Origin of the sequence: Mesorhizobium sp. M0018 (assembly GCF_040323955.1) — a bacterium.
GTDB lineage: Bacteria > Pseudomonadota > Alphaproteobacteria > Rhizobiales > Rhizobiaceae > Mesorhizobium.
Genome location: NZ_JAMYVL010000002.1, coordinates 92,044 through 118,113, shown reverse-complemented (window position 1 = coordinate 118,113; position 26,070 = coordinate 92,044). Strand labels below are relative to the sequence as shown.

Sequence of the window (26,070 nt, the reverse complement as noted above, 5' to 3'; positions counted from 1 at the left end):
CTCGATAAGCGAAGTTTACTCCGCCGGCGCTTCCGCGACGTCCCGGCTGCGGCCGAGCGTTATTTTGGCCAGTGTGAAGGAGATCGCCGCGCAGAGCGTGATGCCCGCCACCATCGGCAGCGGCGTGCCGTCGAAAAACACGCCGGCGACGCCCATGGCGACCGCGCCGATGGCGAAGTGCAGCGTGCCCATCAGCGCCGACGCGGTACCGGCGATCTCGCCATGCTCTTCCATGGCCAGCACCGACGTCGTCGGGATGACCAGGCCGAGAAAGCCGTAGCCGATGAACAGCAGCGCCGCCATCACGTCGAGCCGGTCGACACCCGATGCCATCACCGCGAACAGCACCACCATCGTCGTCGCATAGCCGGTCACCGCGACGCGCACCACGCGCTGCAGCCCGAACCGCTCCGATAGCAACCCGGTCAGCTGCGACATGCCGATGAAGGCAACCGCATTGATCGAGAAGAACACGCTGTAAACCGAAGGCGACAGGCCATAATGGTCGATCAGGATGAAGGACGAGCTCGACAGATAGACGAAGAAGCTCGCAATGCCGAAGCCGGCGATGGCCGTCAGGCCAAGGAAGTTGCGGTCGCCCATCAGGAAGCGGTAGCCGGAAAGTGCCGTCCCGAAGGACGACCCGGCGCGCTCCTCGACCGGCCGTGTCTCCTTGAGCGAGGTCGCCAGCAGGATGGTGGCGAGCACGGCCGCGCCCGTCACCGTCCAGAACACGGCGCGCCAGCCGAAATTCTCGATGATCTGGCTACCGGTCAGCGGTGCCAGGATCGGCGACACCGAAAACACAAGCATCAGCAGCGACATCAGCTTGGCGGCCTCGGTGCCGGTATGCAGATCGCGCACGATCGCGCGCGGCACGGCCATGCCGGCGCTGGCGCCGAGCCCTTGCAGGAAGCGGAAGGCGATCAGCCATTCGATCGAGGGAGCCAGCGCCGAGCCGACGCCGCCGACCATGAACAGCGCCAGGCCGCCGTAGAGTGGCAGCTTGCGGCCGACCATGTCGGAGATCGGTCCGACGACGATCTGGCCGAAGCCCATGGAAAGAAAGAAGATCAGCAGGCTCATCTGCACCGCAGCAGTGCCGGCATGCAGATCCTCTCCGATTGAAGGCAGGGCCGGAAGATACATGTCGATGGCAAACGGGCCGATCGCGGACAATAGGCCGAGCACGACCGCAATGCGGAGGAATTTGGCGTTCATGATAGCAGGCTCTTTCGAATTCTGGTTGCCGCCGAGGACCGGCGTGTAACCCTAGGACGTTCCATCCCGTGGAGTTCCGACTCTTCTGCGGAACGAAACCCCCTTCGTGCGAGTCCACAAATTTAGACAGGCTTGTCTAATTCGTCAACCACCTCTATATAGTTTTGCATGAAGGCCAACGTCTCTCCTGACATTTTCCCGCCGCGAGGCCACGAGGCCAAGCGCATGTCGATTGTCGATGCCGCCGCCTCGGTCTTCTGCCGCGAAAGCTTTGCCGGTGCCAATATCGACATGATTGCCGCCGAGGCCGGCGTCTCCCGCCAGACCATCTACAATCATCACGGCGACAAGGAAAAACTCTTCGTTGCCATCGTCCGCGACCTCACCGAACGTTGCAATGCCGGCATCTTTGCCACGATCTCCACTTTTCCCGATCAGCCGAAGGATCTCGAGGCCGACCTCATCGCCTTTGCTGTGCGGATGAACCACAACTGCATCTGCAACCGCGACGGCAAATTCCTGCGCAAGCTGATCCAGACCGAGGGCGGGCGCTATCCCGAGTTGTTCGCCGAATGGCGCGAAGAGGGACCGGGCAGGACATGGCCGGCGATCGCCGCCCGCTTCGCCCGCCTCGCTCATGCGGGCTTCCTTGACATCGACGATCCCGATGTCGCAGCGCGCCAGTTCATGGCGCTTGCCAATGCCGAGTTGCAGACGACGTTCATGCTCGGCGGCACGCCGACCGAGGACGAGGTGGTGCAATCGGCGACAAATGGCGTGCGCACCTTCCTGCGCGCCTTCGGCAAGCGGCAGCCTATGGCCCGGGCGAGCAAACAGGGCGCGCTCGCCAGCGCTTGACGATCAAAGCCGTTTGGCGATCAAATCGTCGCCAATGGGCTTCGCTTCCGCACGCCGGCGATCTATATCCGGTTTACGCCGCGCTCAAGCTTGATTACAGCTATCAGGACGATTCAACGGAACCCGACAGCCACATGGCCGACGACCACATCCGCTACGACATTCTGGCCCAGGAGGCGTTGCGCGGCGTCATGCGCAAGGTCCTGGCCGAAGTCGCGCGCACCGGTCTCCCGGGCAACCATCATTTCTTCATCACCTTTCTCACCGGCGCGCCGGGCGTGCGCGTGTCGTCGCGGCTGCGCGAGCGCTATCCCGAACAGATGACCATCGTCATCCAGTTCCAGTATTGGGACCTGAAGGTGAGCGACACCGGCTTTGAGGTCGGGCTGTCGTTTTCCGACGTGCCGGAGAAACTGGAAATCCCGTTCTCGGCCGTACGCGGCTTTTACGACCCGTCCGTCAACTTCGAGCTCGAATTCGACGTCAAGACCGATACCCCGGCGGAACAGGAGACAAAGGCCAAGCCTGCTCCCGAACCGCTGGCCATCGTCGCCGAGAAAAAGCCCGAGTCGAAGAAGAAAACCGCCGAGGCGGAAAAGAAGCCTGCCGCGGCCGACGCCGTCGCCAAGGGCGCCGACGTGGTGTCGCTTGACGCCTTCCGCAAGAAGTGACCCGACGGGCGGCGTGACATGGCCGAGATCGTCAATCTCCGTCAGGCACGCAAGCAGAAGGCGCGAGCCGAGAAGGAGCGCCTGGCCGAACAGAACCGGGCGCTGCATGGCCGTTCCAAACCCAGCCGGGATCGCGACCGCCTGATCGCCGACAAGGCCGATAAATTCGTCGCCGGCCATCGCCGCGAAAATTCGGGCGATTCGGACAAATCCGATGCTTGAAGTGTGAGTAGGATCGTCTCGTGAGCCCGGTGGAAAAGCGCTCGGTCACCATTCGCGGCCACCGCACCAGCTATTCGCTCGAAAAGCCTTTTTACGACGACCTGGTCGCCATCGCGGCCGTGCGAAAACTGACGCTCGCCGCCCTTGTCGCCGAAATCGACGAGAGCCGTCCGCGGGATGCCAATCTCTCCTCGGCGCTCCGGCTCTATGTGCTGGATTGGGCCAAGCGCAGCAAGTTGTAGCCTTCAGGCAACGCTATCCTGTTTCCTGCGCCGGATACGGAAGCTCAGCAAAGCCGAGCGGTCGCGTTCTTCGGCCTGCCAAGCGGCGTATCCTGCAGTTTCAGGTCGGCGAGCGTGAACTGGCCAAAATAGGCGATGTTCGTGGCAAGCCGGATCAGCTTCAAGAGGGCAATGCCGGCAAACAACCCCGCCGTCGCAACCACCACCGCTATGCCGGCAATGAGCAGCACCCGGGCATCGGTGGTAAAATCGCGCAGATGGCTGGGGTTGGCGTGATCGGACTTCATTTGCAGACCTTGCTTTCTGGCGGCGTGCCGACTTGCGGATGGGTCGCCGGCCGTGCCACCGAAGATGGCGGGCACGAGCGATGTTGGTGACACCACGCCAGCATCAGGCCCTGCTTGCAATCAAAGGGTTCCCCGGCGGAGGGCCAGTGACCATTGGCGACCTCGCGGAGCGCCTGCGCATCCGCCATCACAGCGCAGTGGAATTGGTCAACCGTCTTTGCGAAGCCGGGCTGGTCGCGAGGGACCACGACGAGGAGGACCACCGCCGCGTGCTGCTGCGGCTGACCGAGCGCGCCGACGACAGTCTCGCCGATCTGTCAGCCGCTCATCTCGACGAACTCGGGCGGATCGAGCCGATGCTGAAGCGCTTGCTTGCTGGAGGCGACACATAAGGGATGCGCCGTCACCCGCCATTCAGCGATTTCAGCAGATCGTCGATCGACGAGGGATCGAGCTTGAGCTTTGGCGGGGGCTGCACTGGCGGTGGCACGTTGTTTGCGGCCGGTGGCTCCCGTTCCGCGCGCTCCGCCGCGGCCTTGCGTTCGGCGTCGAGCCTTGCCTTCTCTTCCGAGGCGATCCGCAACGCCTCTTCCGCCCTCTGGCGTTGCTGTTCTTCGGCCTGCGCGGCTTCCTCGGCAGCCTGTTGCGCCGCCTTGGCTTTGGCTTCGGCATCCGCTGCGGCCTTTGCAGCCGCCTCGGCTTTCGCCCTGGCCTCGGCTTCGGCTTTCGCCGCTGCATCCGCCTTTGCCTTGGCTTCAGCCTGCGCCCTGGCCTCCGCTTCGGCTTGGGCCTGCGCCTCAGCTTCGGCCTTTGCCTTGGCGTCCGCTTCAGCTTTCGCTTTGGCCTCAGCCTGCGCCCTCGCCTCCGCATCCGCCTGTGCCTTGGCGTCCGCTTCAGCCTTCGCCTTGGCTTCAGCCTGCGCCCTCGCCTCGGCTTCGGCCTGGGCCTGAGCCTCGGCTTCGGCCTTTGCCTTGGCGTCGGCCTCGGCCTTCAGCCGCGCTGCTTCCTGTTGCCTGCGCAGTTCCTCCGCCGCTCTTTCACGCTCGGTTTGCAGCGCAGCGTAGTAGCGCACCTCACGCCGCAGCCTTTGTTTCTCGAGCAGTGCGGCTTGCATGGCTTCGACCCGCTGCTGCTCCTTTTCCAGCGCACGCTGGGTCAGGAACTGTGCCAGCGGCTCGCTGTCGAACTGCCGTTTGGTGGCGCCAAACGGCCCGTCGACGCTGAAATTCAAAATCGGTTCGGAGCCGACCAGCGCCTCATCGCCGGGCCGGTAGGCGATCTCGCCCTTGGCATCGACGGTGCTGGTGTTCAGATCGGCGGTGATGTCGGCGGACAGCGTCGCGCCCGGGCTTTCGAATTTGACCGGCGGCGCCCTCAGCGTGCCGCCGGCGATGGTGAAGGCAATATCGGTGTCCTGCGCCGGAAAACTGCCCGCCGCGGCGATCTGCGGCACAAAGCCGGCGGTGTTCGACGCGTCGATATCGCGCCCTATCGCGTCGGCCTTGGCAATGAATGCGCCAAAGGCATCGGGATTGAAGCCGGCAATAGTCATGCCCTTCAGCGTCGCCGTGCCGGAACCGGACAGCGCCGCAACCATCGCGTCGACCGATTTGCCGCTGGTCGAAAGCGCCGTCGAGAACTCGCCGCTTCCGCTGATGCCGGCCTCCGGCAGCACGGCTACCAGATCGGCGCCGGCGAGTTTCATCTGACTGGAGAAAAGCCCGGTGCCGTCATTGTTCTTGAGCTCGAACAGGCCACTCAACGCGCCGCCGAGGAACTTTGCCTTGAGGTCGGAAACGCGGATGCCCTCCTGGTCGAGCTGCAGCGACAGCGCAGCGTCATAGGCGGTGGCAAGCGGGCCGGCGGCAAGCGACGCCGCCGTCAGATCGAGATCGGCGGTAAATGGCAGACTGGATTTCTGGCTGAACGGTGCTGTCGGCCAGGTCCTGTCATTGACAAGGAAGGCCTGGTCACCGAACAGCATCACCGCCATCGGATCGAGGTCCAGCTCGTCCAGCGACAGCGCGCCGGCAAGATGCGGCAGCCCCTCTTTGATGTCGATATTTACGTCACCGGAGACCGCCGCTTCGTTGACGGCGCCGCTGAGGCCGCTCAGCACCAGGAGACCATTGCCGTAATCGGCATCGGCTGCAAGCGACGTCGACATGCCGGTGCCCATGCCGGGCAGGCCAACGCCGGTCGTCATCAGCCATGGCTCGATGTCGGCCGTTTCAAGGCTGACCTTGCCCTTGGCGGCCGCGCCTTGAGCCGTGTCGGCAATTGTCCCGTCGAAACCAGCTTTGAAGTCGTTGCCGGCCAGGCTGAATCGTGTCGCCAGGCCACCGCCAAGCGTGCCTTTGGCCGAGACCTCGGTGGTCGCCTCGCCGAGCATGCCGAGTGGCAGCGCCGGCAAACCGTAAAGCGCCAGCAGCGCCGTGGCGTCGGCATTCCTTGCGTTGAAGGTCAGCGTCACCGGCGCTTCGAGAGGCCGGTCGAGCGCCCCTTTGCCGGATAACGACGCCGAAAAGGCCGAGCCACCGGCCTTGCCCTGTGCGCTCATTGCCAGTCCAGTCGTACCGTCGCCATTGTCTGCGGCACTCGTGACCGCATCGATACGCGCATCCTGGAACAGCTCGGGATAGGCAGCAGCACGCTCCGCCAGGCCCTTCAGCACTGCATTGTCGGGATAATGCTGGACGGCGACGTCGATCAGCGGCTTGAGGTCGACGGCGACCACCGAGGCGTCGAGCTTGCCGGTCGGGCTCGCCGGGAAATCCTTGATTCGACCGGTAGCGCTGATCGAGGCGCCGGCAAGTCCGCCGACCGACAGGCGATCGATCTCAAGCAGCCCATCGCGCAATCTAAGCGCGGTGTCGACGCTATCGGCGGTCAACCCGCCGGCGCTGACCGGCCCGGCCTTGATCTGGAAATCGAGGTCGCGGTCGGAAAAACGGTTGGCGCCCTTGTCGCTGACGAAGATCGAGGCGAAGGCGGCGAGCCCGTCGACATCGAGTTCGCCACCTTCCAGTTGCATCAGCACCGATGGCCTTGTGTCGTCGGGCTGGCTGGAATCGATGCGGCCGGAGAACTTCGCCTTGCCGAGGATGAGTTCGAGATCGCTGAAGGCCTGGTGCTTCTCGCTCAAATCCACCTTGGCCTTGAAGCCGGCGGCCGGCAAGCGGCGGATCGCCTCGTCGACGTCCTTCGACAGCCATGCGGCGAAGCCGGAGGGCTGCGCCACCGCCAGAAGCAGCGATCCGGTGAAACCGAAATGGTCCTCGACGCTGACCATGCCGTTGGCTTCCAGCTTGGCGCGGCCGGGCAGCGTGGCGGCCAGCGATTTTACCGCCCAGCCGCCCTCGGCTGGCTCGGCGGACAGGTGCACGTCGCGAACGGTGGTATCGCCTGCCACCACCGCCGGCAGTTTCACCTCGACCGTGCCCGGTATGGTCGGCCTCGGCAGATCGAGCAGCGCCTGCTCCAGCGCCGCCACCCGCTCGGACAGCGTCAATCCGGCACCGGCCGCCGCCCCCACGGCCTCGTCGAACTGCACCTGCGCGCCATTGGCCTCGATCGAGAAATGCGGCTTCAGCCCAAGATCGACCGCAGCCTTGCCGTCGGCGGTGTAGGGATTGTCCCGTGGCCCGGTCTCGAAGCGGAATTCGTCGACGCCGAGCTTCTGGTGGTCGAGCGAAAACTTGCCGTTCAGCCTGAAGCCCGGGTCCGGTTTGCCGGCGCTGACTTTCAGCGCCTCGCCGCCGGTGCCCAGCTGCCGCGCCGCAGTCTGGTCTGCGCCCGATATCTTGAACTGGCCCGAATAGACGGCGGCGCCCTCGACGAGGCCCACATTGCCGTCGGTCTCGATGACCAGCGGATAGGCGTCCGGATCGGCCTTGAGCCTGAGCCGCATTTGCCCGTCCGGTTCGGCCTTGCCGGTGGAAGCGGCGATCGTGGTCCGCAACCCGTCCAGCAACAGCGAGCCGTCCAGCCGCCAGGGGCCGGCCAGCGACTTGGCCGAGATCGTCGAGTTGATCTCGGAAATAAGATGGCTGCGCCCGCCGGCGGCGTGGCTGAGCGCGATCTGTCCTTCCGTCACCGTCAGCTTCTCGATGGAGATCTGGCCGGGATCGAAGGGCGAGGACGGCCGTATCGTCCAGTCGACCGTGCCGTCGGCGGCGATGTCAATCGTCGCCTTCGGCCGCACTAGGCGCATGTCGAAGATCAGCACCTCGCCGCGCAGGAATGGCGCGAGTTCTGCATCCATCGAAAAGGTTTCGACGGTCATCGCCGGCTGGCCGTTAGGGCCACCGGCAACGGCGACGTTGGAAAAGGTCACCGAGGGGAACGGCAACAGCCTTGCCGTCGCATCGCCTCGCACGGTCACCTTGCGGCCCAGGACGGCACTGGCCTCGCGCTCGAAATCGGCACGGTAACCTGTCCAGTCGACAAAGTACGGCACCACCAGCGCCGCACACAGCACCAGCACAAGAAGCCCACCGAAGATCACGAACAGGCGTGCGAGCATGAACTCCTAGACAGTTGATAGTAAAGTCAGTGGCACTCTACCCGCATCAGCGTGTCGATAAAGAGGCAAATCGGGGCGCGGCAGCGGCCTAATGTCAGTCCTTTCCCGGCAGTATCTTCCCCGGGTTCATGATGTTCAGCGGATCGAGCGCCTGCTTGATCGTGCGCATGATGTCGACGCCATGGCCGAGCTCATGCCGCAGGAAGCCGATCTTGCCCTGCCCTATGCCATGCTCGCCGGTGCAGGTTCCATCCATGCCGATTGCCCGCATGTTCAGCCGCGCCACGAATTCTTCCGTCTGCGCGATCTCCTTCGGATCGTCCGCGTCCATCAGCACCAGCACGTGGAAATTGCCGTCGCCGGCATGGCCGACGATCGGCGCGACCAGTCCCATCTCGGCAATGTCGGCCTCGGTTTCGGTCACGCATTCGGCAAAGCGCGAGATCGGCACGCAGACATCGGTCGACAGCCCCTTGGCGCCGGGCCTGAGCGTCAGCGACGACCAATAGGCGTCGTGCCTGGCCTTCCACAGTTTCGTCCGCTCCTCGGCGACGCTGGTCCACAGGAACGGGCCGCCGCCATATTCCTCGGCGATCATGCCGAAGGTCTCGGCGTGCTCGGCAACGCCGGCATCACTGCCATGGAATTCCACGAACAGGCACGGGCTTTCGGGGTAGTCGAGCTTCGAATAGCTCTTCATCGCCCGCATCTGCAGCGCATTGACCAGTTCGATGCGCGCCACCGGAATGCCCATCTGGATCGTTGCGATCACCGCATTGCAGGCCGCCTCGACGCTGGGAAATGGGCAGACGCCGCCGGAGATCGCCTGCGGAATACCTTGCAGCCTCAGGGTCAGCGAGGTGATGATGCCGAGTGTGCCTTCCGAGCCGATCAGCAGCCGCGTCAGATCATAGCCGGCCGAGCTCTTCTTGGCGCGCTTGCCGGTCGTCACTGCTTCCCCGTCGGCCATCACCGCCGTCAGCGACAGGACGTTCTCGCGCATCGTGCCGTAGCGCACCGCGTTGGTGCCCGACGCTCGTGTCGCCGCCATGCCGCCGAGCGAGGCGTTGGCGCCCGGGTCGATCGGAAAGAACAGGCCGGTGTCGCGCAGATGCCGGTTGAGATCCTCGCGCGTCACGCCGGGCTCGACGGTGCAGTCGAGGTCCTGCGGATTGACCGCAATGATACGGTTCATGCGTGACGTATCGAGCGAGATGCCGCCGCCCGGCGCATTGGTGTGGCCTTCCAGCGAGGAACCGACGCCAAAGGCGATCACCGGCACGCGATGTGCCGCGCATGCGCGCACGATCTCCTGCACCTCCTCCGTCGTCTCGGCAAAGGCGACGCCGTCCGGCGCCTGCGTCGGGATATAGGTCGTGGTGTGCGCGTGCTGGGCGCGGATCGCCTGGCCGGTCTGGAATCGCTCGCCGAGCCGCTGCTTGAGGATGCCGAGTACGGCGGCAATGCCTTCTTCGTTGCGCTCGACCGGATTGAGGTCGCTTAGAGCCATCGATTCCTCCGCGAATGGACCAGCGTCCACCCTTGTTCTGCATCTACGGATGCGTAGTCTCACCAACCACGCTCTGTCCAGTCCACGCTCATCCCGGCATGACGAGAAGGAAGTTTCCGATGCCCATCCCCGCCCCTTTCGTCTCCCGCGCCATGGACATCGAGGAGGCCTGGATCGACTACAACGGCCATCTCAACATGGCCTATTACAACGTACTGTTCGACCGGTGCTCCGACGAAGCCTTCGAGATGATGGGGATGGGGCCGGATTACGTGAAAGAACGACGGCTGACCATCTACACCGCGGAAGTCCATGTCTGCTACGTCCAGGAGTTGCATCTCGACCACAAGGTCACCGTTTCGTTCCAGCTGCTGGACCATGACGACAAGCGGCTGAGGGCCTATCAAGAAATCCGCCATCTCGACGGTTGGCTCGCCGCCACTTCAGAAACATTGTCGCTGCACGTCGACATGGCTGGCCCGAAGGTAGCGCCCTTCCCCGCCGACGTCCTGGCCAGGGTGGAAGCGATGCGCGCCGCCCATGCCGCCCTGCCGATGCCGGAGCGCGCCGGCCGCTCGATCGGTATTCGTCGTAAGCCGGCTTGAACCACGGTCCAACCGCCGTTAACCTTACCGAGGTTTTAACGTGAACAAGCCGAATTGAGACGTTGAACGACTCAGCGCGGCGTTGGAAAACCGTCCGCATCGAATTGCGATACGGGCGGCGGAGCAGCAGCGGTTCGGGGAACGTGCATGAAAACCGATATCAAGGTCGAGGCGGACAGGCTGGCGGCTGACCCACGCATCACCGACTATGATTTCTGGCGCTCGCTGAAGAACCTCAACAACGAGATCTTCCACATCGCCAACAACAACGAGCCGATCCCCTTCGCCATGATCCGCTGGCGCGCCATCCTGAAGCAGGCGCGGATGAAACGCGGCCACGCCTGAACGGTGGGGGAAGAAACAGACCGGCCGTCCGGTTTGCATTTCTGATGATGTGCTGACGAACGATCCCAAGTGTCAAGGCAGCCGCTTCACCGCCCCCAGCGGCGAACGCGCCACGACAGGCGATGATTGGATAATCGCCGTATTGGTCATCGCGAACGGAATGATCCGGTCGATCACCCGCTCGAGCTCGGCCACCGAGGCGACATGCGCCAGCGCGATGAAACAGTCTTCACCGGCGACCCGGTCGCATTGGGCGATTTCCGGTAGGTCGCGGATGATTTCGGCCACGACAGCGAGCTGGCCCGGCACCGGCCTGATCCGCAGCCACGCCGACAATTTCATGCCGAGCGCGGCCGGATTGATGCGCACCGTGTAGGCCTCGATCACGCCGCTCTCCTGCAGCCGCTTGATGCGCTCGGCCACGCTCGGCGCCGACAGGCCGACCGACCGCGCCAGTTCGGCGGTGCTGGTGCGCGCGTCCTTTTCCAGCAGGCGCAGGATTTTCAGGTCCGCCGGATCCAGATCGCTATTTTCATTTCGAAGGCGTTTCAGCGGAATGCTCCTTTCTTTCGGAAAGGAAATGGCCGAAATGCCCGGCCATTATCCATATCAATGGCAAAAATCGCCTGCGATACTGATCCCATGCAAGATCGGACGCAAGCCCCCGCAGCAAGTCCGGCACTCGCCGGCCCCGCCTTTATCTTGGCAAACGCGGTCCCGCCGCATCTCTGGTTCGGCGTCAGCGCCGTGTTCCACTATCTCGGACCGGCCTTCGCGGTGCTGCTGTTCCCGCATGTCGGCGTGCTCGGCATGGCGTGGCTGCGCATTGCCACCGCGGCGCTCGTCTTTGCCCCGCTGACCCGACCGTGGGCGGTCTTCGCCCGCGCCGATCGCTCGACGCAGTTGCTGCTTGTGGCCTTCGGCGCCTGCCTTGGCGTGATGAACTGTTCTTTCTACCTGGCGCTCGATCGGCTGCCGATCTCGCTGGTGGCAGCGATCGAATTCGTCGGCACGATCGGCGTCGCGCTTGTTGGTCTCAGAAGCCCGCGCAATCTCGCCGCCCTCGCAATCGCTGTCGCCGGCACCCTGTTGCTGATCGACGTCAAATGGTCGAGCGATCCCGTCGGCCTGTTCTGGGCCTTCCTCAACGGCACGCTGTTCGTTGGCTACATCGTTCTTGGCCACCGCGTCGCGCGCGCCGGCGCTGGTGACGGCATCGCCGGGCTGGGTGCCGCCATGGCGGTCGCCCTTCTCGTCGTTCTGCCGATCGGTTTCGCCGATGCTCTGCCGGCTTTCTCGGCGCCGCCGCTGCTGCTTGCGGGGGTCGGCGTCGGCATCTGCTCGTCGGTCATTCCCTATATTTGCGACCAGCTTGCCATGTCGAGGCTGCCGCGCTCCAGCTTCGCGCTGATGCTGTCATTGCTGCCGGTCACCGCAACGTTGATCGGCGTCATCGTGCTGCGGCAGGTGCCGAGCCTCACCGACTGCCTTGGCATCGCCCTGGTGGTGGCCGGCGTCGCCCTTCACAAACCGGCGCCGGCGCCGGACTGATCAGGCCAGTTTCTCCTTGAGGAAGGCGATCGTCCTGCCCCAGGCGAGGTCAGCCGCCTGCTTGTCATAGCGGGCCGCCGACGTGTCGTTGTTGAAGGCATGGTTGGCGCCTTCATAGACATAGACCGAGTATTCGACATGGGCCGCGTCGAGTGCCTTCTTGAAGGCATCGATGCCGGCATTGGTGCGGGTGTCGAGCCCGGCATAATGCAGCATGAGGGCGGCCTTGATCTTCGGCACGTCCTCGGCCTGTGGCTGCATGCCGTAATAGGCGACGGCGGCGGCGAGGTCCGGCGCGTTGACGGCCAGCATGTTCACCGTGCCGCCGCCCCAGCAGAAGCCGACGGCGCCGACCTTGCCGTTGCCGTCCTCGTAGCCTTTGAGGTAGGCGACGGTTGCCACGGCATTGGCGGCGACCTGTGCTGGATCGAGCTGGGAAAACAGGTCACGTGCCCTGTTTTCATCGTCCGGCGTGCCGCCGAGCGGTGTCATGAAGTCCGGCGCAAGCGCCACGAACCCTTCCAGCGCCACGCGCCGCGCCACATCGCGAATATGCGGGTTGAGACCCCTGTTCTCGTGCACCACGACGACCGTGCCAAGCTTGCCGGTCTGGTCCGCCGGCCTGACCAGATAGCCCTTCATCTCGCCGGCGCTGCCGGGATAGCTGATGTCCTTGGCTTTCACCCGCGGATCGTCTTCCGCCACGATTGCCGCCTGGGCCGAGTTCGCCGCCAGCAGCGGCGCGATCGCGGCAGCTGCCGCACCCGATCCGGCAAGCCTGGTCAATTGCTCCATGAAGCGCCGTCGGTCGAGCGTCAGATGCGTGTATTCGTCATAGGCGTCGATCATCGCCTGGGTAATGACAGGCTCGGCGGCAATGGGTCCGGCAGGTTTTGTCATGGCGCGCTCCTCGTCGGCGCCCCCCGCGGCAACATAGAGCCGAAGCTTGCCTGGTCCAGTCACGGCTGAGTGAGGCTGCCGTAAGTCCCTGCACGACGCCGTGATGCCGCGCGCCGCACTGTCGTTAAATTTTGGTCCTTTGTGGCAATGCTAAATGCACGCACCACGATGTAAAAAGAAGTTACCGGGCTATGCCTCACTCGGGCCATTTGGCGAACGACAATGGCCATTTGGCGGGAAAAGAATGCCTGATTGACGACGAAGGAATATGCCATGACCTTTCCCTCCCCGCTTCTGGCAAGTGGGTTCGCCCTCGCCGCTATGGCTTTGCTGGCGCTGCGGTTCACTGCCTTCACCGCATTCAAACGATCGTTGATCAAAATCCGCGCCAACCGGCACCCGCCCGCAAACACCAAAGCCTGAGGAAAGGTCATGGACGTTCAGGACATCATCAACACCGTCTCCCAGAAATCCGGTCTCAACCAGGCTTTGACGGAAAAGATCGCCGGCACGATTTTCTCGGTGCTCGAACACGAGGCGGAAGGCACGACCCTGTCCAGCTTCTTCGCCAAAATCCCGGGAGCCGACGCCCTGGCCAAGCAATATGATGTCATGGCTCCCGGCGCGGCTTCCGGTGGTGGCCTCCTGTCCTCGCTGGAGGGCGCGCTCGGTGGCGCTCTCGGCGAAAAGACCGGCGCGCTGATCAACGGCGTCGCCATACTCAAGGCATCAGGCCTTACGCTCGCACAGATCAGCCAGGCCGGCACGATGCTGGTCCAGCAGGCCGAGGCAGCCGCCGGCCCGCAGCTGACCAGTGAGGTACTTGCATCGGTACCCGACCTGAAAGGGCATCTCGGGCTCTGAAGGAACTTCTCTATTTCGGCAGCGTATAGGCCATCACATAGTCGCCCGGCTTGGTACCGACCGAGCCGTGGCCGCCGGCAACGATGACGACCAACTGCCGTCCGTCGGCTACCGTGTAGGTCATCGGTGTCGACTGCCCGCCGGCCGGCAGCCGCGCCTGCCAGAGCTGTTTGCCGGTCGTCAGGTCATAAGCGCGCACATAGTCGTCGACCGCCGCACCGAGGAAGGCGACGCCGCCGGCAGTGATCATCGGCCCGCCAATGCCGGGCACGCCGACCTTGAATGGCAGTGGCAATGGCGTCATGTCGTAGACGGTGCCGTTGCGATGCTTGTAGACGATCTTGCCGGTCCGAAGGTCGGCGCCCGCCACATAGCCCCAGGGCGGCGCCTGGCAGGGAATGCCGAGCGGCGACAGGAACGGCTTCAATATCACTGCGTAAGGCGCACCGTCATTGCGGTTCAGGCCCTGTTCGCTGCCCTTGGTGTCGCCGGGCGGCGGCACGTCGGCGCGCGGCACCAGCTTGGAGATGAACGCCAGGTATGTCGGCATGCCGAACATCACCTGCCGGACCGGATCGACTGCCACGCCGCCCCAGTTGAAGGTGCCGAAATTGCCGGGGTAGATCAGTGAGCCCTGCAGCGACGGCGGCGTGTAGCGGCCCTCATAGCGCAACTTCCGGAGCTCGATCCGGCAGGCCAGCTGGTCGAACATGGTAATGCCCCACATGTCGGCACCGGTCAGCGGTTTCGGACTGAAGCTGAGATCCGAGACCGGCTGCGTCGGCGAGGTATGGTCGCCCTCGATCGCGCCGCCCGGTGCCGGCACTTCCTTGACCGGAACGATCGGCTCGCCGCTGCGCCGGTCGAGCACATAGAGGTCGCCCTGCTTGGTCGGCCCGACCAGCGCCGGCACCACGCCACTTTCCGTGGTGATGTCGACCAGCGTCGGCTGCGCCGGCACGTCCATGTCCCAGAGATCGTGGTGCACGGTCTGCCGCACCCAGCGCAATTGTCCGCTGTTGAGATCGAGCGCGGTGATCGACGAGGAGAATTTCTCGTCATTGGCGCTGCGCCCGGCGCCGAGCTGGTCCGGCGTCTTGTTGCCGAGCGGCACATAAAGCAGGCCGAGCTTCTCGTCGGCGCTTGCCGTCGACCACATGTTGGGCGAGTTGTTGGTGTAGGTCTGGTCCGGCGGCAGCGGCGTCGTCTGGTCCGGATTGCCGGAATCCCAATTCCACAACAGCGCGCCGGTGTCGGCATCGTAGGCACGGATGACCCCGGACGGCTCCTGCGTCGAATAATTGTCGTTGACCGCGCCGCCGACGATGATCTTGTTGGCGACGATCAGCGGCGCCGAGGTCGAATAATAATAGCCCGGCTTCGGATATGGCATGTTGGCGAGCAGGTTCAGCGTGCCGCCTTCGGCGAAAGTCGGGCAGACCTGGCCATTCGCCGCATCGAGCGCGATCAGCCGGGCGTCGGATGTCGGCAGGTAGATGCGTGTGGCACAGGGCTGGCCGGCGGCGACCTTGGCATCGGCATAATAGGACACGCCGCGGCAGGTCTGGTGCTGGCGGTCCTTGTTGAGCTTGACCTGCGGATCGAAGCGCCATTTCTCCTTACCGCTCGCGGCATCGATGGCGATGGCGAAATTATGCGGCGTGCAGATGTAGAGCGTGTCGGCGATTTTTAGCGGCGTCACCTGATAGGTCGTCTCGGCGATGTCGCCGGGCCCTTTCACGTCGCCGGTGCGATAGGTCCAGGCCGGCTGCAGATTGGCAACGTTTTCGGCGGTGATCTGGTCGAGCGGCGAATAGCGCTGGCCGTATTGCGTGCGACCGTAATAGTGCCATTCGCCAGCCGGCACGTTGCCGCCAAGATCGGCCGTCGGCGTCACCTTGTCGGTGTTGAGTTCACCCGCAATATCCTTTGGATCGGTCGTCATCGAATAGCCGGCGACGGCAAGCGATGCCAGCACGGCGAGGATCAGCGGCGCGCGTCCGTCGGGACCGGTAAGCCCGCGCCGCGCCCATGGCGTCAACAGCCATAGCGCGACAAGCACGATGATGCCGCCGCGCGGGCCGAGCTCCCACCAGTCGAAGCCGATCTCCCAAACCGCCCAGGCGAGCGTGCCGAGCACGATCGCCGCGTAGAGCCACAGCGCCGTGGATCTGCGCCTGTAGAGCAGCCAGGCCGCGACAAGGAAAGCTAGACCGACGATGACGTAGTACCAGCTGCCGCCCAGCGTCACGAGCCAGATGCCGCCGCCGCCAATCGCCAGGCCGATGAGGAAAAGGATCAGGGAGGTGATGACCACAGCCAAGACGGTGCTCCTTCGACTGGTGCGCTCCGCGACGCGTCCATGGGCAACCCCGCATTGCGTTCCTGCCCCCACGCAACTTTCTCCGGCCCGCTTCCACTGTCAAGCAAGCTCGGCGTTTTACGGTGCCGGCCCATCGCAAGCCCGGCGTTTTGGTTAGCAGACCCATCCAGATTGTGAGTCCACCGACTGGACAGAGAACAAAACGGAGACACTTCTGGCCTTTCGCTGCCGAATCACTACATTCGGGGGGAGATGTCCGGCTTTTCGGAAGACATGCCCTTTTTTGACGAACCGAACGCGCGGCCCGTGGCCCCGTCGGGCATTGCCGCGCGCGCCATGGCTGCCCGCAGCAACCAGAACAACGCGCCCGATTATCTCAACGGCCTCAACCCCGAGCAGCGGCTGGCGGTGGAAACCACCGAAGGCCCGGTGCTGGTGCTGGCCGGCGCCGGCACCGGCAAAACGCGCGTCCTGACCACCCGCATCGCCCACATCCTTGCCACCGGCAAGGCTTTCCCCTCGCAGATCCTCGCCGTCACCTTCACCAACAAGGCGGCGCGCGAGATGAAGCAGCGCATCGGCCTGTTGATCGGCGAAGGCAATGTCGAGGGCATGCCGTGGCTCGGCACCTTCCACTCGATTGGAGTGAAGCTGCTGCGCAGACATGCCGAGCTGGCCGGGCTCAAATCCGACTTCACCATTCTCGACACGGATGATGTCGTGCGCCTGATCAAGCAGCTTATCCAGGCCGAAGGGCTGGACGACAAGCGCTGGCCGGCCAAGCAGTTCGCCCAGATGATCGACGGCTGGAAGAACAAGGGCCTTGGCCCCGCCGACATCCCCGAGGGCGATGCCCGTGCCTTCGCCAACGGCAAGGGCCGCGAGCTCTACAAGGCCTATCAGGAGCGGCTGCAAACGCTGAACGCTTGCGACTTCGGCGATCTCCTGTGCCATCCGATCCGCATCTTCCGCGCCAATCCGGACGTGCTGAAGGAATACCACAAGCGCTTCCGCTACATCCTCGTCGACGAATATCAGGACACCAACACCGCCCAGTACATGTGGCTGCGGCTGCTGGCACAGCGGCCGCAATCCTCCCCCCTTGAGGGGGAGGTGCCCGCGAAGCGGGCGGAGGGGGTTGCCGCAGAAGGCACCGCTAGAGCGTCGAGCACTGCCGCCGGTAGGTCAAGCACTGCCGCACGGACCCCACCCGACCGGGCTTCGCCCGGCCACCCTCCCCTCAAGGGGGAGGGAAGCCCGCGCCTGTCCACCGTAAATATCTGCTGCGTCGGCGACGACGACCAGTCGATCTATGGCTGGCGCGGCGCCGAGGTCGACAACATACTGCGCTTCGACAAGGATTTTCCCGGCGCCACCATCATCCGGCTGGAGCGCAACTATCGCTCGACCGCGCACATCCTCGGCACCGCCTCCCACCTCATCGCCCACAATGAGGGCCGCTTCGGCAAGACGCTGTTCACCGAAAAGATCGCCGAGGACGACGAGAAGGTGCATGTCCACGCCGCCTGGGATTCCGAAGAGGAGGCCCGCGCCGTCGGCGAGACGATCGAGGCTTATCAGCGCCAGAAGCACAATCTCAACGACATGGCGATCCTCGTCCGCGCGTCCTTCCAGATGCGCGAATTCGAGGACCGCTTCGTCACGCTCGGCCTCAACTACCGCGTCATCGGCGGCCCGCGCTTCTACGAGCGCCTCGAAATCCGCGATGCGCTGGCTTTCCTTCGCGTCGTCGCACAAGGCGCCGACGACCTCGCCTTCGAGCGCATCGTCAACGTGCCGAAGCGCGGCCTTGGCGAGGCCACCATCCGCCAGATCCACGACACCGCACGGGCGCTGCGCATCCCGATGCTGGAGGCGGCGGCAAAACTCGCCGAAAGCGACGAGCTGAAGCCGAAGCCGCGCGCCGCGCTGCGCGAGGTATCGGCCAATTTCGAACGCTGGCAAAAGGCTCTCGAAACCACGCCGCACGCCGAGCTCGCCGAGACCATTCTGGAGGAGAGCGGCTACACCGACATGTGGAAGAACGACCGTTCGATCGAAGCGCCCGGCCGGCTCGAGAACTTAAAAGAACTGATCCGCTCCATGGAGGAGTACGAATCGCTGCGCTCCTTCCTCGAACATGTCGCGCTGGTGATGGACGCCGAGCAGAACGCCGAGCTCGACGCGGTCAACATCATGACGCTGCATTCGGCCAAGGGCCTCGAATTCGAAACCGTGTTCCTGCCCGGCTGGGAAGAAGGCCTGTTCCCGCACCAACGCTCGCTCGACGAGGGCGGCCGCTCAGGGCTGGAGGAGGAACGCCGCCTCGCCTATGTCGGGCTGACCCGCGCCAAGAAGAACCTGCACATCTGGTTCGTCTCCAACCGCCGCATCCACGGCCTCTGGCAATCGACCATCCCGTCGCGCTTCCTTGACGAGCTGCCGGAAGCCCATGTCGAAGTTTCCGAGAGCGGCAACTCCTACGGCGGCTACGGCAATGCCTATGGCGGCGGCTCGTTCGCCTCCGGTCGTGGAGGCCAAGGTGCAGGCAGGCAGAACCCTTATGGGGCATCGCGCTTCGACAACATCGGCGGCAATAACGGCGCCGAAAAATCCGGCGCTTTCTCCAGCACCTATGCGACACCGGGCTGGCAGCGCGCTCAGGCCAACCGCACCGAGGCGACCGACCGCAATTGGGGCACGCGCTCCGGTCACCAGGTCGAGCGCATCGGCTATGGCGAAACCGACTCCGGCTACGGCGCCGGCCGCACCTCGGTCAAGGGCCGCACCATCGACGGCGAGCTGGTCGCCAAATCCGTCGCCGACACGCCGTCCCCCTTCAGCGTCGGCGACCGCGTCTTCCACCAGAAATTCGGCAACGGCAACATCTCGGCCATCGAAGGCAACAAGCTGACCATCGACTTCGACAAGGCCGGCCAGAAACGCGTGCTGGACGGGTTTGTCACCGGGGTGTGAGGCCGCCTATGATCTAGTACCGTTATAAGTTTGCTACTGGGACTTTTCATTAATAGCAGCAATGTGCGCTTCACAATACACCAAGCGCAGATCGTCATCGCTCATGGCTTCATATTCGGCGAGCCTTGGCGCACCCGCAAAGAAGGCCAGCATGTTAGCTTTCGTACGATTTTTGTTCACCTCCATTAGCCATTCGAACATCTGAAAATTGTCCTTTGGCCGGCGAGGCTGTGGTGAAACTTGCCCAAAATATGCATCGCCAAATTCACGATACTCAGCCAACTCCGCATCTGACATCGACGATTTGAGGATAACTGATTTGTTTTGGTTCTTCGTGACGCCGACAAACATTTCCTTTTTTTGCTCGTCGACAGCCACACTCGTGACTGTTCCTAAAGTCCCGCCTTCTCCAATATCTTCGAACAAATAGGCTTCGCCAATTTTCAGGCGCGCGCTCGTCTGCCCAAACGCCTCTGAAGGCACCTTTCCATCGAAGGTGGCCGGGAACCTGAGGTATTTTTCGATCGACTCCCCAATACGGTAAGCATCAATGTGGTTTCGCTTTCTCCGGTATGCCTCGCTAACGCTAACCATACCCGGACGATTGAATTCCGGCATACCAAGGCCGAATGGCCACGCTGCGATGGACGGAGCCACTTCGAGTTGACGGTGGAACGCCATATTCGTCACAAAGACATACGCCGTAACGCCGGAAGCAAGCGTGGTCTGTTCATATTTTGAAAGCCGATCCATGGCCGGTTCAAGCCAATCAGGTTTTCCGTCTTTGACGAGCAGCAGAGGGGTATTGAGATCAATAAAAATGAGGCGCTCATCCTGTGCTGGTTTGGCCAAAGCAGCATTCAAATGCGGAATGAGCTTAGCCAGCAGTTTGCCATCTTTACCGCCATCGGCCGCAGTGCGACCAAGTTGCCCGGCCACAGATCGCATCTTTGCTTCTACCCAATAGCGTTTGCCAGTCGTCTCAGAAACCGCAGCGAACTCACAATGTTTGACCGCGCCATCACCCTCGTCCTCCAACGTCAGAGCGAAGCCGGCGCGGATCAAGATGCTGGCGACGATCAATTCGTAATACGCACCTTGGAAGTTGCCGATATCCTTCAGACGGTTGATGAACCGCGCTTGCAGTTCAGCGTTGTGATCAAGAAGGTAAAGTGCGTACGCCGTGCCTAGATATGCAGCGACGACACCGGTCACCTCGGAACTATGGACCTCCCCGTCCTGTTTAAACATCTGCGCTTGGTATTTGGCATAAACATCGTACCACTGCATGAGCGGGTGGCGGAATTCGAACGGCTTAACGATCTCTGCATTGCCCCATTCCGGGCCGATCTTCCGTTTGATATAATCGTGAAGAAAATCGGGAAACGTTTTCCATTTCTTTGACCAGTGAATAGTGTTTCCCACTGCCACAATCTGGTAGCCATCCATCCGTGCGCCTACGATAGGTCGGCCCAGCCCTTGCTGAGACTGACGAATCTTCTCGTCGGCCTCGTGTGAGTCGAGGCGCGTCTTCCTGGGAGCAAGGTCGGCGACGAAGGCGCTGTGGCATTTCTTGTATTTGAGCCCGCTCCCACAAGGACACGGTTGATTCCTGCCAATCTTCGTCATGGGGTTATATATCCGCACCACGATGAGAAAGCCATAGAAGTTGCCGATGGGCGCTGCCCATTGAACTGTGTTCGCGACTGTATACGTTACTGCGCCAACATCGCGAACGTGATTAGTCCTTCGAGTCTCAGGTCATCGTGGCCTGATAAACCTGCCATACCAGGCAACGGTCAGGGTACGCGGTTAGCGTATCAAGGACATTGTTGCGCAATCGGCCATGCCCGATCATAAAATCAGCTTCACGTAATAGCCTTGCCCTTCACCGATACCGCGCCTGGTTCCACTTATGGCCGAGCAGCGACAGGATGATGATCAGGCCGTTGAAGAACTGGACATAGAAGCCGCTCAGGCCTGCCGCGACGACGCCGGTCTGGATGAACGAGACCGTGACCGCGCCGATCGCGCCGCCGACAACCGTGCCGATGCCGCCCCAGGTCGGGGTGCCGCCGACGAACACCGATGCCAGCACCGGCAGCAGGTATCCGTCGCCCGCCGTCGGCCACCAGGTGAAGTTGATCATCACCGAAAAGGTGCCGGCGATCGCCGCGCCGATACCGACGAAGACGAACACCTTCACCCTGACGCGCTTGACGTCGATACCCATCTGCTGGGCGCTGTCTGGATTGTCGCCGACCACCTTGACCTGCGCGCCGAAGCGATGGCGGTTGTAAAGCAGCGCCGACAGCACGACGAAGCCGATGGCCCAGAAGATCTGCACCGGAATGCCATAAAGCTGGCTGGAGAAGATCTTGTAGGCCCAGCTGTCGGCAAGACCGGTCAGTGCCGTCGACCTGCCCTCGTTGATGATCTGGATCAGGCCGCGCAGCAGGAAATTCATGCCGAGCGTGGCGATCAGCGACGACAGCCCGCCATAGACGACCAGCGACCCGACCAGGAAGCCGAGCAGCATGCCGGTGACGATTGCGGCGGCGATGCCGAGGAACGGGTCGTAGCCGGCCTGCACGACCAGCGCAAACACCCAGGAGGCAAAGCCCATCGTCGCCGGAAACGACAGGTCGATCTCGCCGCAGGTGACGACGAAGACCAGCGGCACCACCACGAACAGCGCTACCGGCAGCGTGGTGAGTACGGAGCTGTAGAGATACCAGGTGGTGAAGACGATCGGGTTGGCGATCATGAACACCGCCATCATGACGATGAACACGGCAAGCGTGCCGAGCGCGGCGCGGTTGTCGAGGATGAACCCGCGCAGCCAATTGTCGGACGGGTGTCTCCACTCTTTCCCGGCGGCCTCATTATGCGTGCCGCCGAGGGGGCTCTGCAGATCGGGTTCCATGGTCTTGCTCATCGTGCCGCCCTCCCCGCATCGCCCGCGTCGTGCAACCCCGGCAATCCGCTGGGGTGGGCGACGTCTTCCATGAAATTGATCAGGTCTTCGGCCGATTTGACCTCGCTGCGGTCGGCGCTGAGCGCGACCTTGCCGCGATCCAGCACCACGAAGCGATCGGCGATATCGAAGACGTGGTGGATGTTGTGGCCGATGAACAGGATCGAGCGACCGCTCGCCCGCACCTGGCGCACGAAGTGGAAGACCTTGGCGGTCTCGGTCAGCGATAGCGCGGTCGTCGGTTCGTCGAGGACAATCAGCTCCGCCTTCTTATAGATGGCCCGCGCGATCGCCACGCCCTGCCGTTCGCCGCCCGAGAGCTGGCCGACGATCGACTGTGGCGTGAACACTTTCGAGGTGAAGCCGATCTCGCGCATCAGCCGGCTCGCCTCCGCGATCTCCTTGTTGACCTTCAGCCAGCCAAGCCAGCCGGTGAGTTCGCGGCCCATGAAGATATTGCGTACGATCGTCTGCTGCACGGCGAGCGCCCGGTCCTGGAACACCGTTTCGATACCGGCGTCGCGCGAGCGCGCAGGGCTCCATCCGGTCACCGGCTTGCCGCGGACGAGAATCTCGCCGCTGGTCGGTTTGACCACGCCGGACAGGATCTTGATCAGCGTCGACTTGCCGGCGCCATTGTCGCCGATCAGGCCGACCACCTCGCCGCGATCGACGCTGAGATTGACCCCGCCCAGCGCATAGACCTGGCCGTAGGACTTGGTGATGTCGCGCAGTTCGATGATGCGTTCGGCCATGGCGATCCTCGCTTGATTGTCGCGTGCCGGCCTTTTCGCCGGCGGTCCCGCCGGCCGGGCTCGATCCCGGCCGGCGGCTTGGGAGGTCAGCGCAGCGCCTGCTTGGCGAGCTCGGCGACGATCTCGTAATTCTGCGGCGTGACGAAGCCGGCGCCGGTGTCGACATTCATCGGTGCGAGACCTAGCACAACCTGCTGGCAGAGGCTGAGGATCGGCAGATAGCCTTGCAGGAACGGCTGCTGGTCGGCCGTCAGCTGCACCCAGCCGCCCTTGAAGCCCTCGACGATCTGCGGGCTGGTGTCGAAGCCGAAGTTGAAGATATCGCCCGGCTTCCTGCCCGCCGCCTGCATATAGGTGGGCACATTGCCCAGCATCTGGCCGCCGGGATAGCCAACCGCCTTGACGTCGGGATTGTTGAGCAGTGCCGCGGTGATCACCGGAAGGGCCAGATTTGGGTCGGAAGCCCATTCGCCGCTCGGCGGCGAGGAGAGCTGTATGACCTCGACACCCGCTTCCTTGAGGGCAGCGACAGTGCCGCGTTCTCGCGCGCCGCGGCTCTCGTTCTCGAACGGGCCGATCATGATTGCCTTGTCGCCGGCCTTGAGCCCGGCCAGCTTGACCGCCTCGGCGCCGAGCGCGCGGCCCTGCTGCTCCTGCTGGGCACCGACATAGCCGCCGCCGAACGCCGCCGTGACCGTCGGCACCGGCACGTTCTGATACATCATCTTGATGCCGTCCTTGTGTGCCTGTTCGGCCAGCGGCATGATCGCGGCGTCGCCGGGGTGGCCCATCATGGCGATGCCTTGGGGCTTGACCGCGACAGCCTCGCGCAATTGCTGCACCATCTTCTCGACATCCCACTGGGAAAAGATGTAGTCGACCTTCGGCCCGAGATCGGCCGCGGCCTGCTTCGCGCCATTATAGACGATTGTGCCGAAGGCATCGCCCTCGGCGCCGCCGACGAAGAAACGGATATGGACATCCTTACACCACTGGGCATCGAGCGCCTGCGCCGGCAAGGTCGAGAGTGCGGCGGCGAGCGCCATCGCGGCTGCCGCGACGGTCGAGCGCAGAACTGTCCTTCTCATCGTAATGCTCATGCACTTATCCTCCCTTTGTTCCCTCGCTAGCCGAGGGGTTTCGACGATCGCTTCGGCATTGCGCCGCAATCTTTCGCTGGCCGGCACCTCCCGTCGGCTTGTCCTGTTTTTATGCATGTCGTTATCGCAAAACCGCTGGGCACTTTTGCGCGACATGCATTAGCCTCACACCGGGTTCGGCAGGTAGCTCGCGCCTCCCCGGCATTGTTGGAGATAATCCAGTGCCCGCGCCTGGCCGGTGATCTCGAGATCGCCGCGATAGACCGGGTCGTGCCAGCCCTCAATGTCGATGGCGCCCTTGTAGCCGGCCAGCCGCAGCTCGCTGATCACCCGCGTCCAGTCGCTATCGCCGAAGCCAGGGGTGCGCATCTGCACGAACGGCAGGCGGCCGAACACGCCATGTTCGCGGATCACGTCCCAGCGCACCGTCGCGTCCTTGCCGTGGACGTGGAAGATACGCGGCGCCCATTTGCGGATCTGCGGGATCGGATCGATCAGATAGACCAGCTGGTGGCAGGGCTCCCACTCCAGGCCGAGATTGTCGTCCGGCAATTCGTTGAACATCAGCTCCCAGGCGTCCGGATTGTGGGCGATGTTCCAGTCGCCGCTGGCCCAGTTGCCGTCCATGGCGCAATTCTCGAACGCGATGCGCACGCCCTTGTCGGCGGCCCGCTTTGCCAGCTTCCCCCAGACCTCGCGGAAGCGCGGCAGGCTGTCGGGCAGCGGCTTGCCGCGGATGCGGCCGGTAAAGCCGCTGACCACATTGGTGCCGAACAGATGCGCGTTGTCGATGATCGTTTCCCACGCCTCGAGCACGCCGCGATCGACTTCACCGCTCTCCAGCGGGTTGCCGAACACGCCGATTGACGAGACGACGACATCGGCATCGCCGATCGCCTCGCGGATCTCGCCTGCCAGCCGTGGAATGTCCTTGCCGCCCAGCGTCTGCCAGAAGAACGGCTGGATGCTCTCGAAGCCGAGCGGCAGGATCTGCCTGACATAGGCGGCCGGGTCGTCGAGATTGGCCCGCACCATTGTGCCGATCCTGATGTCGAGCAGCGGGGTTGGCATCATGATCCCTCCTGTTGAGCGATAGCGACCCGGCGCCCGGTCTCGGCGCTCTCGATCGCAGCGAAAACCATGGCCAGGCTCTTGATGTTGTCGGCGCCGCGCGTCTCCGGCTCGGTGCCGGTCTCGACGGCGCGGACGAAATCCTGGATGATGCCGAGATGGCCGCCGACGCGATCTGCCGGGTCGAGCGGCGGCACGGCTATCGATTCGGTGCGGTCGAACAGGCCTTCACGGACCGGCCGCACGACTTCCGCCTTCAACCCGTCCGCGCCGTCCCAGACAATGCTGCCGCGCTCGGCGACGATCCGCCATGTACTGTCCCAGCTGGTACGGAAGCCGGCCGCGCACCAGCTGCCGGCATAGGTGAACAGCTTGCCGCCGCCGAGGTCGAAGCTTGCGGTTGCCGACGACCCTTGCCGATACCAGGAATTGACCGGCTCCCACTCCTGGCAATAGACGCCGGCCGGTTCGCCGGCCACCATGTAGCGGGCTGCATCGAATGTGTGGATCGCCATATCGAGCAGCAGCACATGGCGCATCTCTTCGCGAAAACCGCCGAAATGCGGCGCAACGAAGAAATCGGCGTGGATGCTGGTTGGCGCACCAATGGCGCCGGAATCGAGAAAGCGCCGGATGCGCCTGACATTGGCGACATAGCGGCGGTTCTGCACGACGGCATGGATGCGGCCGGCGCTGCGGGCCGCCTCGACAATGGCACGCGCATTGTCCGGGCTGTCGGCCAGCGGCTTTTCGGTCAAGAGATGGCAATGGTGGGCAAAGGCGGAAAGCGCGACCTCGCGGCGGGCGGCGGGAACCACGACGTCGAATACCGCGTCGGGCCTGGTCTGGTCGAGCACGGCGTCGAGCTCGGTTCCGATGACGGCGCTCGAAAGCTCGTATTCGCGCGCCCTTGCCCGCGCCCTTTCGGCGTCGATATCGACCAGGCCGACAATGGCGAGCTCGTCGATCTGCTTGGCCGCATCGAGCCACGCCTTGCTCATCGCTCCGCAGCCGACCAGGACGACATTGATCATCCAGCACTCCTCCCTCTCGGCCCCTCCAGACCG

General features: G+C 63.6%; 23 protein-coding genes and 1 pseudogene. 10 read left to right on the top strand and 14 right to left on the bottom strand.

Translation table 11 applies throughout. The features are described 5' to 3' along the window. Positions 1-15: 15 nt before the first annotated feature. Positions 16-1,221 carry a multidrug effflux MFS transporter gene (locus tag NKJ81_RS02805; RefSeq protein ID WP_023676705.1) on the bottom strand — a complete coding sequence of 402 codons (1,206 nt, stop codon included), beginning with the start codon at positions 1,219-1,221 and terminating at the stop codon, positions 16-18. A 168-nt stretch (positions 1,222-1,389) separates the two neighbouring features. Between NKJ81_RS02805 and NKJ81_RS02800 the strand changes: the two genes are divergently transcribed. The 4 genes from NKJ81_RS02800 (at position 1,390) to NKJ81_RS02785 (ending at position 3,214) form a co-directional block, all read left to right on the top strand. Continuing rightward, positions 1,390-2,079, top strand: a complete 690-nt coding sequence (locus NKJ81_RS02800) for a TetR/AcrR family transcriptional regulator (protein WP_352456524.1) — start codon at positions 1,390-1,392, stop codon at positions 2,077-2,079. Positions 2,080-2,213: 134 nt separating this feature from the next. Continuing rightward, positions 2,214-2,750, top strand: a complete 537-nt coding sequence (locus NKJ81_RS02795) for an SspB family protein (RefSeq protein ID WP_352539556.1) — start codon at positions 2,214-2,216, stop codon at positions 2,748-2,750. 18 nt (positions 2,751-2,768) lie between these two features. Beyond that, a complete protein-coding gene (locus NKJ81_RS02790) occupies positions 2,769-2,972 on the top strand; it encodes a DUF4169 family protein (protein WP_023676708.1) in 204 nt (67 codons plus the stop codon). 20 nt (positions 2,973-2,992) lie between these two features. Continuing rightward, the gene (locus tag NKJ81_RS02785) at positions 2,993-3,214 is read left to right on the top strand and encodes a ribbon-helix-helix domain-containing protein (RefSeq protein WP_352539555.1); all 222 of its coding nucleotides are present in this window, start codon (positions 2,993-2,995) and stop codon (positions 3,212-3,214) included. A 44-nt stretch (positions 3,215-3,258) separates the two neighbouring features. On the opposite strand, the gene NKJ81_RS02780 is transcribed toward NKJ81_RS02785, so the two are convergent. Continuing rightward, complete coding sequence (locus NKJ81_RS02780; protein ID WP_502904267.1) at positions 3,259-3,501, bottom strand: hypothetical protein; 243 nt, start codon at positions 3,499-3,501, stop codon at positions 3,259-3,261. A gap of 86 nt (positions 3,502-3,587) precedes the next feature. On the opposite strand from NKJ81_RS02780, the pseudogene NKJ81_RS02775 reads away from it, so the two are divergent. Then, positions 3,588-3,893 (top strand): annotated as a pseudogene (locus NKJ81_RS02775) (MarR family winged helix-turn-helix transcriptional regulator); the annotation flags it as partial. 11 nt (positions 3,894-3,904) lie between these two features. Here the strand turns inward: NKJ81_RS02775 and NKJ81_RS02770 are convergent. Both NKJ81_RS02770 and NKJ81_RS02765 read right to left on the bottom strand, forming a co-directional pair. Then, positions 3,905-8,026 (bottom strand): AsmA family protein, encoded by a 4,122-nt coding sequence (locus NKJ81_RS02770; RefSeq protein ID WP_352539554.1) that lies wholly within the window; start codon positions 8,024-8,026, stop codon positions 3,905-3,907. A gap of 94 nt (positions 8,027-8,120) precedes the next feature. Next, positions 8,121-9,536: an FAD-binding oxidoreductase gene (locus NKJ81_RS02765; protein WP_352539553.1), complete on the bottom strand. Its 1,416-nt coding sequence runs from the start codon at positions 9,534-9,536 to the stop codon at positions 8,121-8,123. A 119-nt stretch (positions 9,537-9,655) separates the two neighbouring features. Here NKJ81_RS02765 and NKJ81_RS02760 point away from each other — a divergent pair, with 119 nt between their 5' ends. Together NKJ81_RS02760 and NKJ81_RS02755 are read left to right on the top strand one after the other, a co-directional pair. Beyond that, entirely contained in the window at positions 9,656-10,141 is a 486-nt protein-coding gene (locus NKJ81_RS02760; protein WP_352539552.1) for a thioesterase family protein, read from the top strand. A gap of 147 nt (positions 10,142-10,288) precedes the next feature. After that, on the top strand, positions 10,289-10,486 hold the full coding sequence (locus tag NKJ81_RS02755; RefSeq protein WP_023676715.1) for a hypothetical protein: 198 nt from the start codon (positions 10,289-10,291) through the stop codon (positions 10,484-10,486). 72 nt (positions 10,487-10,558) lie between these two features. Here the strand turns inward: NKJ81_RS02755 and NKJ81_RS02750 are convergent, their stop codons facing one another. Continuing rightward, positions 10,559-11,038, bottom strand: a complete 480-nt coding sequence (locus NKJ81_RS02750) for an Lrp/AsnC family transcriptional regulator (protein ID WP_352471646.1) — start codon at positions 11,036-11,038, stop codon at positions 10,559-10,561. Positions 11,039-11,128: 90 nt separating this feature from the next. On the opposite strand from NKJ81_RS02750, the gene NKJ81_RS02745 reads away from it, so the two are divergent. Further along, positions 11,129-12,037, top strand: a complete 909-nt coding sequence (locus tag NKJ81_RS02745) for an EamA family transporter (protein WP_352539551.1) — start codon at positions 11,129-11,131, stop codon at positions 12,035-12,037. On the opposite strand, the gene NKJ81_RS02740 is transcribed toward NKJ81_RS02745, so the two are convergent. Both NKJ81_RS02740 and NKJ81_RS02735 read right to left on the bottom strand, forming a co-directional pair. Continuing rightward, positions 12,038-12,937, bottom strand: coding sequence for a dienelactone hydrolase family protein (locus NKJ81_RS02740; RefSeq protein WP_352539550.1), 900 nt, complete (start codon positions 12,935-12,937; stop codon positions 12,038-12,040). Between the two features lie 59 nt (positions 12,938-12,996). After that, complete coding sequence (locus NKJ81_RS02735) at positions 12,997-13,371, bottom strand: hypothetical protein (RefSeq protein WP_352539549.1); 375 nt, start codon at positions 13,369-13,371, stop codon at positions 12,997-12,999. On the opposite strand from NKJ81_RS02735, the gene NKJ81_RS02730 reads away from it, so the two are divergent. Continuing rightward, positions 13,370-13,801, top strand: a complete 432-nt coding sequence (locus NKJ81_RS02730; RefSeq protein WP_023721154.1) for a hypothetical protein — start codon at positions 13,370-13,372, stop codon at positions 13,799-13,801. The genes NKJ81_RS02735 and NKJ81_RS02730 overlap by 2 nt on opposite strands. Positions 13,802-13,811: 10 nt before the next feature. On the opposite strand, the gene NKJ81_RS02725 is transcribed toward NKJ81_RS02730, so the two are convergent. Next, positions 13,812-16,124, bottom strand: coding sequence for a glucose/quinate/shikimate family membrane-bound PQQ-dependent dehydrogenase (locus NKJ81_RS02725; protein ID WP_352539548.1), 2,313 nt, complete (start codon positions 16,122-16,124; stop codon positions 13,812-13,814). Positions 16,125-16,376: 252 nt separating this feature from the next. On the opposite strand from NKJ81_RS02725, the gene NKJ81_RS02720 reads away from it, so the two are divergent. Next, a complete protein-coding gene (locus NKJ81_RS02720) occupies positions 16,377-19,100 on the top strand; it encodes an ATP-dependent helicase (RefSeq protein WP_352539547.1) in 2,724 nt (907 codons plus the stop codon). 33 nt (positions 19,101-19,133) lie between these two features. On the opposite strand, the gene NKJ81_RS02715 is transcribed toward NKJ81_RS02720, so the two are convergent. The 6 genes from NKJ81_RS02715 to NKJ81_RS02690 all read right to left on the bottom strand — a co-directional run bounded on the left by NKJ81_RS02715 (position 19,134) and on the right by NKJ81_RS02690 (position 26,037). Continuing rightward, positions 19,134-20,729, bottom strand: coding sequence for a YecA family protein (locus NKJ81_RS02715; protein WP_352539546.1), 1,596 nt, complete (start codon positions 20,727-20,729; stop codon positions 19,134-19,136). A gap of 259 nt (positions 20,730-20,988) precedes the next feature. Next, entirely contained in the window at positions 20,989-22,038 is a 1,050-nt protein-coding gene (locus tag NKJ81_RS02710) for an ABC transporter permease (protein ID WP_352450091.1), read from the bottom strand. Then, a complete protein-coding gene (locus NKJ81_RS02705) occupies positions 22,035-22,832 on the bottom strand; it encodes an ATP-binding cassette domain-containing protein (RefSeq protein WP_352539545.1) in 798 nt (265 codons plus the stop codon). Before NKJ81_RS02705 ends, NKJ81_RS02710 begins: the two co-directional genes overlap by 4 nt. Before the next feature lie 86 nt (positions 22,833-22,918). Continuing rightward, positions 22,919-23,932: a substrate-binding domain-containing protein gene (locus NKJ81_RS02700; RefSeq protein ID WP_023676725.1), complete on the bottom strand. Its 1,014-nt coding sequence runs from the start codon at positions 23,930-23,932 to the stop codon at positions 22,919-22,921. 165 nt (positions 23,933-24,097) lie between these two features. Then, positions 24,098-25,006, bottom strand: a complete 909-nt coding sequence (locus NKJ81_RS02695) for a sugar phosphate isomerase/epimerase family protein (RefSeq protein WP_352539544.1) — start codon at positions 25,004-25,006, stop codon at positions 24,098-24,100. After that, positions 25,003-26,037, bottom strand: coding sequence for a Gfo/Idh/MocA family protein (locus NKJ81_RS02690; protein ID WP_352539543.1), 1,035 nt, complete (start codon positions 26,035-26,037; stop codon positions 25,003-25,005). Before NKJ81_RS02690 ends, NKJ81_RS02695 begins: the two co-directional genes overlap by 4 nt. Between the last annotated feature and the right edge of the window lie 33 nt (positions 26,038-26,070).

Bases quoted from the DNA above. Each gene is read 5' to 3' on its own strand.
- NKJ81_RS02805 (WP_023676705.1), bottom strand. From the start codon at position 1,221: ATGAACGCCAAATTCCTCCGCATTGCGGTCGTGCTCGGCCTATTGTCC.
- NKJ81_RS02800 (WP_352456524.1), top strand. From the start codon at position 1,390: ATGAAGGCCAACGTCTCTCCTGACATTTTCCCGCCGCGAGGCCACGAG.
- NKJ81_RS02795 (WP_352539556.1), top strand. From the start codon at position 2,214: ATGGCCGACGACCACATCCGCTACGACATTCTGGCCCAGGAGGCGTTG.
- NKJ81_RS02790 (WP_023676708.1), top strand. From the start codon at position 2,769: ATGGCCGAGATCGTCAATCTCCGTCAGGCACGCAAGCAGAAGGCGCGA.
- NKJ81_RS02780 (WP_502904267.1), bottom strand. From the start codon at position 3,501: ATGAAGTCCGATCACGCCAACCCCAGCCATCTGCGCGATTTTACCACC.
- NKJ81_RS02770 (WP_352539554.1), bottom strand. From the start codon at position 8,026: ATGCTCGCACGCCTGTTCGTGATCTTCGGTGGGCTTCTTGTGCTGGTG.
- NKJ81_RS02765 (WP_352539553.1), bottom strand. From the start codon at position 9,536: ATGGCTCTAAGCGACCTCAATCCGGTCGAGCGCAACGAAGAAGGCATT.
- NKJ81_RS02760 (WP_352539552.1), top strand. From the start codon at position 9,656: ATGCCCATCCCCGCCCCTTTCGTCTCCCGCGCCATGGACATCGAGGAG.
- NKJ81_RS02755 (WP_023676715.1), top strand. From the start codon at position 10,289: ATGAAAACCGATATCAAGGTCGAGGCGGACAGGCTGGCGGCTGACCCA.
- NKJ81_RS02745 (WP_352539551.1), top strand. From the start codon at position 11,129: ATGCAAGATCGGACGCAAGCCCCCGCAGCAAGTCCGGCACTCGCCGGC.
- NKJ81_RS02740 (WP_352539550.1), bottom strand. From the start codon at position 12,937: ATGACAAAACCTGCCGGACCCATTGCCGCCGAGCCTGTCATTACCCAG.
- NKJ81_RS02730 (WP_023721154.1), top strand. From the start codon at position 13,370: ATGGACGTTCAGGACATCATCAACACCGTCTCCCAGAAATCCGGTCTC.
- NKJ81_RS02735 (WP_352539549.1), bottom strand. From the start codon at position 13,371: ATGACCTTTCCTCAGGCTTTGGTGTTTGCGGGCGGGTGCCGGTTGGCG.
- NKJ81_RS02720 (WP_352539547.1), top strand. From the start codon at position 16,377: ATGTCCGGCTTTTCGGAAGACATGCCCTTTTTTGACGAACCGAACGCG.
- NKJ81_RS02715 (WP_352539546.1), bottom strand. From the start codon at position 20,729: ATGACGAAGATTGGCAGGAATCAACCGTGTCCTTGTGGGAGCGGGCTC.
- NKJ81_RS02710 (WP_352450091.1), bottom strand. From the start codon at position 22,038: ATGAGCAAGACCATGGAACCCGATCTGCAGAGCCCCCTCGGCGGCACG.
- NKJ81_RS02705 (WP_352539545.1), bottom strand. From the start codon at position 22,832: ATGGCCGAACGCATCATCGAACTGCGCGACATCACCAAGTCCTACGGC.
- NKJ81_RS02700 (WP_023676725.1), bottom strand. From the start codon at position 23,932: ATGAGCATTACGATGAGAAGGACAGTTCTGCGCTCGACCGTCGCGGCA.
- NKJ81_RS02695 (WP_352539544.1), bottom strand. From the start codon at position 25,006: ATGATGCCAACCCCGCTGCTCGACATCAGGATCGGCACAATGGTGCGG.
- NKJ81_RS02690 (WP_352539543.1), bottom strand. From the start codon at position 26,037: ATGATCAATGTCGTCCTGGTCGGCTGCGGAGCGATGAGCAAGGCGTGG.